The organism is Photobacterium sp. 53610 (genome assembly GCF_036409375.1).
In the GTDB taxonomy this organism is placed as follows: domain Bacteria; phylum Pseudomonadota; class Gammaproteobacteria; order Enterobacterales; family Vibrionaceae; genus Photobacterium.
Genome location: NZ_JAXOFS010000003.1, coordinates 38,950 through 50,899, shown reverse-complemented (window position 1 = coordinate 50,899; position 11,950 = coordinate 38,950). Strand labels below are relative to the sequence as shown.

Here is an 11,950-nt window from a genome sequence, read left to right as displayed (position 1 = left end):
ACTGCCCCGATGCTGACCCTGTCCCAACTCTGTCACTGCTACCGCCATGGTCATCAGGAATCCATGACGCTGAGCTTCGATCTCAGCGTCGATAAAGGCGACATCCTGGCCGTAATCGGCCCCAGCGGGGCTGGCAAAAGTACCCTGCTGGCGATGATTGCCGGATTCCTCAAACCCGACAGTGGCGAGCTTTATATCGACGGTGAAAAAATTGACCGGCAATCACCGGCAGAGCGACCGCTGTCGATCCTGTTTCAGGATCACAACCTGTTTCCGCACCTGAGTGTGTTCGACAACATTGCGCTGGGGATCCATCCCGGCCTCAAGCTCAGCGCCGCAGAGAAAGTGCAGGTTCAAACGGCTGCCCAGCGGGTGGGGATCGGCCCGTATCTGGATCGCCTGCCGGAGCAGCTTTCCGGCGGCCAGAAACAACGGGTCGCACTGGCTCGCTGCCTGGTGCGCCACCGCCCGCTGCTGTTACTGGATGAGCCTTTTTCTGCCCTGGATCCGGCGCTGCGGCAGGAAATGCTGGATCTGGTTGCCGGTCTGGCGAAAGAAGCCGGGATCACGGTGCTGATGATCACCCACAGCCCGGATGACGCCATGAAGATCGCCGACCATTGTGCCTTTGTCGATCAGGGTCGCATTCAGGTGTGTGGCCCCACCCAGCAGGTGCTGAGTGAGGCATCAGATGATGGGTTAAGAAAATATCTGGGGCGCTGAGTACTCCGGCAGATCACACGCCCTGTGATTACAGGTTTTCTTCCGCAAATTCCGCCAGACGGCTGCGGACCACGCCATTCAGATAAATGTTGGCACTGCCTTCAAAATCCTTAAATCGTTCAACGATATAGGTCAGGCCTGATGTCACAGGCGACAGGTATGTAGAATCGATCTGTGCCAAGTTACCGGAACAGACCAGCTTGGTGCCCTCACCACACCGGGTGATGATGGTCTTGATTTGCGACGCGGTCAGGTTCTGACACTCATCCAGCAACACAAAGGCGTTCTGAATCGAGCGGCCGCGCATAAAGTTAATCGATTTGAACTGGATGTTGGCTTTTTCGAAAATGTATTTCATCGAGCCGTCGGTGCAGACATCATGCTTGTGCAGTGCTTCCATGGTATCTGTCACTGCGGCCAGCCAGGGCATCATCTTCTCTTCTTCCGTCCCCGGCAGGAAACCGATGGATTCGGCGATATCCGGGGTATTCCGGGTCACGATAATCTTGTCATACATCCCTTTTTCAATCACCTGCTCCAGCGCAGCCGCCATCGCCAGGATCGTCTTACCACAGCCGGCCGGGCCGGTCAGGATCACCAGATCAATATCCGGATCGAGCAGCGCATCGAGCGCCATGCCCTGATAAATATTCTTCGGATGAATCCCCCAGGCCTGACGGTGCATCAACCGCTCATGCCCCAGATCTTTCAGAGTGACGTTTTCCCCGTCGAGATCCTGGATCCGGGCGGCAAAATCCGTGTCCTGATCAATCAGGTACTGATTGACAAAAGGTGAATCAAACAATTCCTGCGGCAGCTTGTGCAGGGTTGAGCGGCCGCGTTTTTCAGAGTGACATTCTCCCACCCGCTCCCAGAAACTGCCCGGATAGCGGTGGAACCCTTTGGTCAGCAGACTGACATCGTCAATCAGCTGGTCGGAACGGTAATCATCGACATTAAACACCCCGGCCCCTTTGGCACGCAGACGCATGTTAATGTCTTTGGTGATCAGCACCACTTCCCGGGGAGCATAGTGATGCTGCAAGTAGAGCACCCCATTCAGAATCCGGTTGTCACCGGCTTTATCCGCAAACGCATGCACCGTTTCGTGAATCTCATAGTCGGCAAAAATCGCGATCCGACCCTGATGTTCACCGTCGCGCGTGAGCGGAATACCGGCAGAGATCTGTTCCGGCGTTGCATCATGAAAAATATCTTCCAGCGCGCGAATCGCGACCCGGGCATCTCGGGCAACATCCCGTTTGCTGTCTTTGATCCGGTCGAGTTCTTCCAGGACCGTCATGGGAATCACAACGTCGTGCTCTTTGAAGGAGTAGATGGCGAGGGGTTCATGTAACAGGATGTTGGTATCAAGTACAAAGACTTTCCTATCAGCATCGTCCATAGACGTCTCCTTGATCATCTGGGATAGCCATTGGTCTCGGCTATCATTATTAAGCGTAAACCCGCATCCCATTAATGACCGCAAAAAATGAAAATATTGTGACAATTTTCTCACTCGATAAGAGTCTCACTTAGCTCGTGACCTCGCTCCCATCATGCAGTACCATTAGCCCCCTTTTTTCTGGTGCGATTTCTGGCTTACACTTAATTTCAGTGTAGCCAAAATATAAACCGCCACCGGAAAGCAACTCCCCAGTATTTCAAATAATTAGAAGGTTTTTTCCACTATGCCATTTGCTTTGGGTCAACGCTGGATCAGTGACACGGAAAGTGATTTAGGGTTAGGAACTGTGGTCGCGCTGGATGCACGTACCGTCACCCTGATGTTTGCCGCCAGTGAAGAGAATCGCGTTTACGCCCGTCATGATGCCCCTGTCACCCGTGTGATGTTTAACACCGGCGATCTGGCTGAAAGCCAGGAGGGCTGGTCACTCAAGGTAGCGCAGGTGGAAGAACAACAGGGCATGCTGACCTATATCGGCACCCGCACGGACACCGGAGAAGAAAATGTCACACTGCGTGAAATTTTCCTTAGCAATCAGATCCGTTTTAACAAGCCTCAGGACAAGCTGTTCGCCGGTCAGATTGACCGCATGGACCGTTTCGCCCTGCGCTACCGTGCGCTGAAAAACCAGCACGAACAACACAAAAGTCCGTTGCGTGGCCTGTGCGGCATGCGTGCCGGACTGATCCCGCATCAGCTGTTCATTGCCCATGAAGTCGGCCGCCGTTTTGCACCGCGCGTCCTGCTGGCGGATGAAGTCGGTCTGGGTAAAACCATCGAGGCCGGGATGATCATCCACCAGCAGGTGCTGGCCGGCCGTGCCGAACGGATTTTGATCCTGGTGCCGGAAACCCTGCAGCACCAGTGGCTGGTGGAGATGATGCGCCGCTTCAACCTGCATTTCTCTATCTTTGACGAAGAGCGCTGCGTCGAATCCTTTGCAGATGCACACAACCCATTTGATACTGCCCAATATGTGCTGTGCTCACTGGATTTCCTGCGCAAGAGCAAACGTCGCTTTGAACAGGCTCTGGAAGCCGACTGGGATCTGCTGGTGGTCGATGAAGCGCACCATCTGGTGTGGAGCGAAGACAAACCGAGCCGTGAATATCAGGTCGTTGAAGCGCTGGCTGAGAAAACGCCGGGCTGCCTGCTGCTGACGGCAACCCCGGACCAGCTGGGCCATCAGAGTCACTTTGCCCGTCTGCGCCTGCTCGACCCGGATCGCTTCTACGATTACGACGCGTTTCTGGAAGAAGAGCGCCAGTATGCCCCGGTCGCTGATGCAGTTTCCGAGCTGCTGGCCGGAAAGGCACTGGATGACCACACCCGCCAGGCGCTGATCAGCCTGCTGCCGGAGCAGGACATCGCTCCGCTGCTGGAAACACTGACTTCAGACAGCGATGAAACCGCTCAGGCAGCCGCCCGTCAGGAACTGATCGACAGCCTGATGGACCGCCACGGCACCGGCCGTGTGCTATTCCGGAATACCCGTGCCGCCGTGCAGGGCTTCCCGCAGCGCCACCTGAATCTGTATCCGCTGGCGATGCCGTCTCAGTACAGCACAGCGATGCGTGTCGCGGGCATGATGATGGGCAAGATCAGCGAAGAGGAAAAAGTCCTCAAGTTGCTGTATCCGGAAGATATTTATCATGAATTTGAAGGCGACGCAGCCACCTGGTGGAACTTCGATCCCCGCGTGACCTGGCTGCTGGATTTCCTCAAAGCCAACCGCAACGAAAAAGTGCTGGTGATCTGCTCCCGTGCGCAGACCGCGCTGAATCTGGAACAGGCACTGCGGGAAAAAGAAGGCATTCGTGCCACCGTGTTCCATGAGGGCATGTCGATTCTGGAGCGTGACAAGGCAGCGGCTTACTTCGCTCAGGCCGAAGACGGCGCTCAGGTGCTGCTGTGTTCCGAAATCGGATCTGAAGGCCGGAACTTCCAATTTGCCAACCAGCTGGTGATGTTCGATCTGCCGAACAACCCGGATCTGCTGGAGCAGCGGATCGGCCGTCTGGACCGGATTGGTCAGCTGCGCGATATCGAGATTCATGTGCCGCATCTGCAAGGCACTTCGCAGGCGCTGCTGGCGCACTGGTATAACGAAGGCCTGAACGCCTTTGAGGAAACCTGTCCGACCGGCCGTGCCGTGTACGAAGCCGTGCAGCCACAACTGATCAGCCTGCTGGCCAGCGATAACCACAGTCCGGAAGCACTGGAAGCGCTGATTACCGACAGTGCCCGCCTGCACAGCGAACTGAAAAGCAAGATGGAACAGGGCCGCGACCGCCTGCTGGAAATCCATTCCAACGGGGGCGAAGCTGCCCGTGAACTGGTCAGCAAGATTGCCGCCAAAGACGGCGACACCAATCTGGTGACGTTCGCACTGGGTCTGTTTGACACCATCGGTCTGAATCAGGATGACCGCGGTGAAAATGCCCTGGTGATCACGCCGTCCGAGCACATGCTGGTCTCCAGCTTCCCGGGACTGCCGCAGGACGGCTGCACCATCACGTTCGACCGTGATACCGCACTGTCGCGCGAAGACATGCACTTTATCAGCTGGGAACACCCGATGATTCAGGGCGGGATCGACCTGCTGCTGTCAGAAGGCGTGGGGACCACTGCGGTTTCCCTGCTGAAAAACAAAGCGCTGCCGGCCGGGACATTGCTGCTGGAACTGGTGTATGTGGTGGATGCGCAGGCTCCGAAACAATCCGGAATCGGCCGCTTCCTGCCGCACACGCCAATCCGCATTCTTCTGGATGCCAAGGGCAACAACCTGTCCGACAAGGTGGAATTTGAAGGCTTCAACCGTCAGCTGAGCCCGGTCAACCGTCACCTCGGCAGCAAGCTGGTCAACTCGGTCCAGAAGGAAATTCACGCCCTGATTGCGGCGGGTGACCAACTGGTCGACCCTGAGCTGGACAAAGTCCGCCATGCGGCACGCCAGGAGATGGAAGCGACGCTCGGCGCTGAGCTGGCCCGATTGCAGGCGCTGAAGGCGGTGAACCCGAATATCCGTGATGACGAACTGGACCTGCTGCAAAGCCAGATTCAGGATCTGACCGCTTACATCAGCAAAGCCCAGATCCAGCTGGATTCGCTGCGCCTGATCGCTGTCAGTCATAACTAATCTGACTGGCCGAACCCGGCCAGCCTTCAGGGCGGTAGGCAGTGTCTGCCGCCCTGTGATACCATCCCGCCGCAACGACGATAACCCTGAGATGACCCGAGCATGAAATCCTTACCGCCGATGGCCTATAACCCGCCGACTGATCCCTGGCTGGATGTTCTCTACATCGATCGCGACATTATTGCCGTGAATAAGCCGTCCGGCCTGCTGTCCAATCCGGGCCGCGATCCGGCTCATGCCGACAGTGTGTTCAGCCGGGTACTGGCAGACCACCCGAAGTCGCAGATTGTCCACCGTCTGGACATGGCAACCTCGGGCCTGATCGTGCTGGCTTTGAACAAGGATGCCGAACGTCATCTCAAAGCCCAGTTCCGCGAGCGTCAGACCGAAAAAGTCTATTATGCCCGGGTGTGGGGAACACCGGAACCACAAAGCGGCACGGTAGATTTACCGCTGATCTGCGACTGGCCGAATCGTCCGAAACAGAAAGTGTGCTTTGACGATGGTAAACCGTCCGTCACCCATTACGAAGTGCTGGAAAGTGACGGCCAGACCAGTCTGGTCAGACTCCGCCCAATCACCGGTCGTTCCCACCAGCTGCGTGTCCATATGCAGGCGCTGGGTCACCCGATCCTGGGTGATGAGTTTTACGCCCATGAAGCCGCCGAAGCGCTGGCACCCCGCCTGCAACTTCATGCGGCAGAGCTGAGCTTTTTCCATCCGTATACCGGTGAGCCTCAGCATCAGTTTGCGCCGTGCGATTTCTTCCCGGACGCGCCTGAACGCACTATCTGAGCCGGTCACAACTCAAACTATTCGGCTTGAACAAAGCCGAATAGCTCGCCCGAAAAGCAACAACACTGTCTCCCCCGCATCAATACAACAGCTGCCAAACAGACGAGCCAGACTGATTGAATGTCTCTGGCGCTTTACCGTTAGCCCCGTCACATTCAATGCAACACCTCGCAATATCGAAGCAAAACCCTAATCAAATCAATTCCTCCCTCTGATTGCTCTTCTACACTGTCGGTACAGTTCAGACGCCCTCGGCGTCGGCGTACTCAATCACCAGCGGATACCCGCATTATTTACTGGAGGATAACTGTGCAGACCATCACCACAGATATCGCAGTCATCGGCGCCGGTGGCGCCGGCCTTCGCACCGCAATTGCAGCCGCAGAGAGCAATCCGGAGTTGGAAATCGCCCTGATCTCCAAAGTCTATCCGATGCGTTCGCATACCGTGGCAGCAGAAGGCGGCTCAGCCGCAGTGATCAAGGAAGAAGACAGCCTGGACAACCACTTCAACGATACCGTGAGTGGCGGCGACTGGCTGTGCGAACAGGACGTTGTTGAATATTTTGTCAAAAACGCAACGCGCGAAATGATTCAGATGGAGCTGTGGGGCTGCCCGTGGAGCCGCAAGGAAAACGGCGAAGTGAACGTGCGCCGCTTTGGCGGCATGAAAGTCGAGCGCACCTGGTTCGCAGCCGACAAGACCGGCTTCCACATGCTGCACACCCTGTTCCAGACCTCCATGAAATACACCAACATCAAGCGCTTTGATGAGTTCTTCGTGCTCGATCTGCTGGTCGACGACGGGCAAATCCAGGGACTGGTCGCAATTCACATGGCTGAAGGTGAACTGGTCACCATCAGGGCGAAATCTGTGGTTCTGGCAACAGGTGGTGCCGGCCGGGTATATCATTGCAACACCAACGGCGGCATCGTCACCGGTGACGGCATGGCCATGGCCTACCGTCATGGCATTCCGCTGCGGGATATGGAGTTCGTCCAGTACCACCCGACCGGCCTGCCGGGCACCGGGATTCTGATGACCGAAGGCTGCCGCGGCGAGGGCGGCATTATCGTCAACAAGCACGGTTATCGTTACCTGCAGGACTATGGCATGGGGCCGGAAACCCCGGTCGGTCAGCCGAAAAACAAATATATGGAGCTGGGCCCTCGGGACAAAGTGTCGCAGGCCTTCTGGCATGAACAGCAGAAAGGCAACACCATCGACCATCCGCTGGGCGATGTGGTGCATCTGGACCTTCGCCATCTGGGAGAAGACTACCTGAACGAGCGCCTGCCCTTTATCTGCGAGCTGGCGAAAGCCTACGTCAATGTCGACCCGGCCAAAGAACCGATCCCGATCCGCCCGACCGTCCACTACACCATGGGCGGTATTGAGACCGATGCCACCTGCGAAACCCGCATCAGCGGCCTGTTTGCCGTCGGTGAATGTGCCTCTGTCGGGCTGCACGGCGCCAACCGTTTGGGTTCCAACTCTCTGGCAGAGTTCGTGGTCTTTGGCCGCGTCGCCGGTGAGCACGCCGCCAGACACGCCGCCGGATTCCGGGGCTGGAATGACACCGCAATTGAAACCCAGGCCGAAGCGGCTGCCGCACGAATTGAAGCCCTGATGCATCAGGAAGGCGACGAAAACTGGGCCGAAATCCGCACCGAAATGGGACACGCCATGGAAGCCGGTTGCGGTATCTACCGTCAGGCCGATCTGATGCAGCAAACCATGGATAAACTGGCCGAGCTGAAAGCGCGCTACAAGCGCATCAGCATTCACGACAAAGGCAAGGTGTTTAACACGGATCTGCTTTATGCCATTGAAATCGGCTACGGGCTGGATGTGGCGGAAGCTATGGTCCACTCAGCCATGCTGCGCCGGGAATCCCGCGGCGCCCACCAGCGCCTCGACGCCGGTTGCACCGAACGGGATGATGCCAACTTCCTGAAGCACACGCTGGCCTTCTACAACGAAGGGGGTGCCCCCGTCATTGATTACAGCGATGTCACCATCACCAAGTCCCAGCCCAAAGCCCGGCTGTACGGCGAAGCCGCTGAAAAAGCTGCCGCAGATGCGTCAAAAGCAGAGGAGCACCCCGAATGACAGCCAACCGTATCCAAAACGTCGCCATTCTGCGTTACGACCCGGAGCAGGACACTGAGCCGCACATGCAGTCTTTCAGCGTCCCCTTTGACGAGACCATGTCCGTGCTGGATGCACTCAATCATGTGAAGGACCATCTCGACAAGCACCTGACCTACCGCTGCTCCTGTCGGATGGCAATCTGCGGCTCATGTGGTGTGATGGTCAATGGGGTCCCGAAACTGGCCTGTAAAAGCTTCCTGCGCGACTACCCGGACGGCGTGACCATTGAACCACTGGCCAACTTCCCGATCGAGAAAGATCTGGTCGTCGACATGACGCCTTTTATTGAACGTCTGGAGGCTATCAAACCTTACCTTATCGGCAACGACCGGACACCAGAGGACGGGACGAACCTGCAGACCCCGGCACAAATGGATATCTATAAGCAGTTCGCTGGGTGCATCAACTGCGGCCTGTGTTATGCAGCCTGCCCGCAGTTTGGCCTCAATCCGCAATTTCTCGGCCCGGCCGCGCTGACCCTGGCCCATCGTTACAACCTCGACAACCGCGATCGGGGCAAAGCCGAACGGATGCCACTGATCAACGGGGACAACGGGGCCTGGGGCTGTACCTTCGTCGGCTATTGCTCCGAAGTCTGCCCGAAAAACGTCGACCCGGCCACAGCGGTCAACCAGAGCAAACTCGCATCCTCAAAAGACTTTGTGATTGCCATGCTCAAACCGGATGGTTCACCGAAGAAAGCGGAGGTATCCAGATGAGTCACCGCAACCCGTATGTACGTCCGATGACAAGGAACTGGTGGCAAAGCCATCCGTTCTACCGTTTTTACATGCTGCGAGAAGCCACGGTCCTGCCGCTGGTTTTGTTTACCCTGTTTCTGACCTATGGACTGGGCGCACTGGTGACCGGGCCTGAAGCCTGGCAGGGCTGGCTGGATTTCATGGCCCATCCTGTGATCGTGGCGGTGAACCTCGTGGCGCTGGCTGGCAGCCTGCTGCACGCCGCAACCTTTTTCAAGCTGATGCCGCAGGTCATGCCTATCCGCCTGAAAGGCAAGGTGATCAAAAAAGAGCTCGTCATCGCAGCTCAGTGGGCCGCGGTCGCTGTGATTTCCCTGATTGTCCTGATTGTGGTCTAAGGAGATGCCTGTGAATTCATCTGATAAGGTCAATCCTCACCCGAAACGTTCTGACGAACCGATCTGGTGGGGACTGTTTGGCGCGGGCGGTACCTGGTTTGCTATGGTCACGCCGGTCACCATTCTGGTCCTGGGGATTCTGATGCCCCTGGGTATCCTTGATGCTGAGCATTTTGAATATCAGCGGGTCGAAGCCTTCGCATCCAGCCTGATCGGGGCGGCGTTTCTGATCCTGACGCTGGCCCTGCCGATGTGGCACGCGATGCACCGGGTGCACCACGGATTACACGACCTGAAAATTCATGCCGGACGAACCGGAAAAATCGCCTGCTATGGTTTTGCCGCTTTCATCACGGCTCTGGCCATCGTGCTGATTGTCCTGCTGTAGCCTGAAAACCGGCCTCCATCCCCGGTCTGCCCGGGGATGTTTTCTCTCCGTCTGAAGCTGCCTCAGACTTGCAGCGATCCGCCCGCTGGTGTTTACTGTCTGGCGCTGATTCTCACGCTGAACACCATTGCGCCCATAGTCAAAGCCATCACCACAAGGAGCCCGTGCGATGCAACAGATTGTTTTTCTTGACCGAGATACCATTCCCAGCCAGATCACGTTGCCCCGCCCCGCCTTTGACCATCAGTGGCAGGAATACCCGGCAACCCGCCCGGCGCAAGTTGTCGAACGCCTGCAACATGCCACCATTGCCGTCACCAACAAAGTCGTCTTAAATGCCACGACACTCAGCCAGTTGCCGCAGCTCAGAATGGTTGCCATCGCTGCGACCGGGACCAACAATGTCGATCTGGATTACTGCCGCGAACACGGCATTGTGGTCAGTAACATTCGCGGCTATGCCACCGGTTCAGTCCCGGAACATGTCATCGCGATGCTGTTTGCGCTCCGGCGAAATCTGTTCGCCTATCATCAGGATATTCAGGCGGGCGTCTGGCAGGAAAAAAAACAGTTCTGCTTTTTCACCCATCCGATCGGGGATGTTGCAGGCAGCACGCTGGGGATCATTGGCAGCGGCAGTCTGGGACAGGCCGTCGCCAAACTGGCATCAGCGATTGGTATGAAGGTGATCTTTGCCGAACGGAAGGGTGCTAGCGAATGTCGTGAGGGATATCTGCCTTTTACGCAGGTGCTGAAAGAGGCTGACGTGATCACCCTGCACTGTCCGCTCAGCGAAGCAACAACCAACCTGATTGCCGCACCGGAACTGGCACTGATGAAACCCGGCAGTCTGCTGATCAATACCGGTCGCGGCGGGCTGGTCAACGAAACCGATTTAGTCGCCGCGCTGCAATCCGGCCATCTGGGCGGGGCCGGCTGTGATGTGTTTACGGCCGAGCCAGCCGATTTGTCCAATCCGTTGCTGGCTCATGCAGACTTACCGAACCTGCTGCTGACGCCCCATGTGGCCTGGGGCGCGGATTCAGCCATTCAGGCGCTGGCCAACCAACTGACCGAAAATCTGGAAGCTTTTGTTGCAGGACATCCGCAAAACCGCGTCTGAGACGCGGAGGATCACTTAAAGCCTTTTTCTTTTTTGATCAGCTCATAGGCCGCTGTCAGTTCCTGCGCTTTCTGCTTCGCCAGCTCCATCATCTCCGGCGGCAGACCTTTGGCCGCCAGTTTGTCCGGATGGTGCTCGTTCATCAGCTTCCGGTAAGCACGCTTGAGATCTTTGGCTCCGGCGTCTTTCTCTACCCCCAGCAGTTCATAGGCATCCGCCAGCTGATCCCGGGTTGGCGCCTGACGGAAACCGCCCTGTTGCTGCTGAGACTGCTGACGATAGAAACCACCGCCCTGCTGAAAGCGAAACGCGGCTTCCTGCATGTGCAGACGGCGCTCTAATTGCTGCTCAGAAAAGCCCAGCCCGCGGCCAATGACAAACAGCAGCTGACGCTCTTTCGGATGCAGACTGCCGTCGGCAAACGCGGCCTGAATCTGCAACTCCAGAAAGAACTGCAACAGATCCAGCCGTCCCTGGGTACTCTGACGTACCCGGGCCAGCACTTCCTGCAACGGAAAATCTTCAGCCTTACCTTCGCGGAATGCCTCCTGCGCCAGACGGCGGGCATTTCCGTGCAGTTGCATGCGATCCATAATGGCACTGGCGACCCGGATTTCCTCCTGTGTCACCCGCCCTTTCGCCTTGGCCACATGGCCCATCACCGCAAAACCGGCATGGAAGAACTCCGCCTGACGTGCCTGCTGATCGGCCTGACCGCCGGAAAAACGGCCGAATCCACCGCCTGGATAAACACCGGCGCGAGCCTGATCGAACTTATGACCTAAAAAGATGCCTAATAACAAACCGATAGGTCCACCAAGGAGGAAACCAAAAAATGCACCTAAAATCTTGCCCAACACCTGCATGTTATACTCTCTGGTAATTTGCTAAATTGTGCCCGCGTATGCCGTCTAATCTTATGAAAAGAGTGGCTTGTCAGCTTGACCTGCATGCCATAACGCAAGACTCTGACCGCCAAAAGACTCGCGGCATCATAGCAGAAAAAACAATAATGATTTTATCCGGTCCATTGATTACCGCTGTCCTTTCAGATGCTGTAA

General features: G+C 56.8%; 10 protein-coding genes. 8 read left to right on the top strand and 2 right to left on the bottom strand.

All coding sequences use genetic code 11. From position 1 onward, the window contains the following. The first annotated feature begins 9 nt into the window (after positions 1-9). Positions 10-723 carry a thiamine ABC transporter ATP-binding protein gene (gene thiQ, locus SPK40_RS10175; RefSeq protein WP_330960622.1) on the top strand — a complete coding sequence of 238 codons (714 nt, stop codon included), beginning with the start codon at positions 10-12 and terminating at the stop codon, positions 721-723. Positions 724-751: 28 nt separating this feature from the next. Here the strand turns inward: thiQ and SPK40_RS10170 are convergent, their stop codons facing one another. Further along, on the bottom strand, positions 752-2,128 hold the full coding sequence (locus tag SPK40_RS10170) for a PhoH family protein (protein WP_330960403.1): 1,377 nt from the start codon (positions 2,126-2,128) through the stop codon (positions 752-754). 286 nt (positions 2,129-2,414) lie between these two features. Here SPK40_RS10170 and rapA point away from each other — a divergent pair, with 286 nt between their 5' ends. The 7 genes from rapA (at position 2,415) to SPK40_RS10135 (ending at position 10,889) form a co-directional block, all read left to right on the top strand. After that, positions 2,415-5,330 (top strand): RNA polymerase-associated protein RapA, encoded by a 2,916-nt coding sequence (gene rapA, locus SPK40_RS10165; RefSeq protein ID WP_330960402.1) that lies wholly within the window; start codon positions 2,415-2,417, stop codon positions 5,328-5,330. 102 nt (positions 5,331-5,432) lie between these two features. Next, positions 5,433-6,125 carry a bifunctional tRNA pseudouridine(32) synthase/23S rRNA pseudouridine(746) synthase RluA gene (gene rluA, locus SPK40_RS10160; protein WP_248141538.1) on the top strand — a complete coding sequence of 231 codons (693 nt, stop codon included), beginning with the start codon at positions 5,433-5,435 and terminating at the stop codon, positions 6,123-6,125. A 309-nt stretch (positions 6,126-6,434) separates the two neighbouring features. Next, a complete protein-coding gene (gene frdA, locus SPK40_RS10155; RefSeq protein ID WP_330960401.1) occupies positions 6,435-8,237 on the top strand; it encodes a fumarate reductase (quinol) flavoprotein subunit in 1,803 nt (600 codons plus the stop codon). Continuing rightward, a complete protein-coding gene (locus SPK40_RS10150; RefSeq protein WP_330960400.1) occupies positions 8,234-8,998 on the top strand; it encodes a succinate dehydrogenase/fumarate reductase iron-sulfur subunit in 765 nt (254 codons plus the stop codon). The genes frdA and SPK40_RS10150 overlap by 4 nt, the downstream gene beginning before the upstream one ends. Then, positions 8,995-9,378, top strand: coding sequence for a fumarate reductase subunit FrdC (frdC, locus tag SPK40_RS10145; RefSeq protein WP_330960399.1), 384 nt, complete (start codon positions 8,995-8,997; stop codon positions 9,376-9,378). Before SPK40_RS10150 ends, frdC begins: the two co-directional genes overlap by 4 nt. Positions 9,379-9,382: 4 nt before the next feature. Next, positions 9,383-9,766, top strand: coding sequence for a fumarate reductase subunit FrdD (gene frdD / locus SPK40_RS10140; protein ID WP_442957564.1), 384 nt, complete (start codon positions 9,383-9,385; stop codon positions 9,764-9,766). A gap of 169 nt (positions 9,767-9,935) precedes the next feature. After that, positions 9,936-10,889, top strand: a complete 954-nt coding sequence (locus tag SPK40_RS10135) for a D-2-hydroxyacid dehydrogenase (RefSeq protein ID WP_330960397.1) — start codon at positions 9,936-9,938, stop codon at positions 10,887-10,889. A gap of 11 nt (positions 10,890-10,900) precedes the next feature. Here SPK40_RS10135 and djlA read toward each other — a convergent pair whose 3' ends face one another. Further along, a complete protein-coding gene (djlA, locus tag SPK40_RS10130) occupies positions 10,901-11,755 on the bottom strand; it encodes a co-chaperone DjlA (protein ID WP_248141544.1) in 855 nt (284 codons plus the stop codon). Between the last annotated feature and the right edge of the window lie 195 nt (positions 11,756-11,950).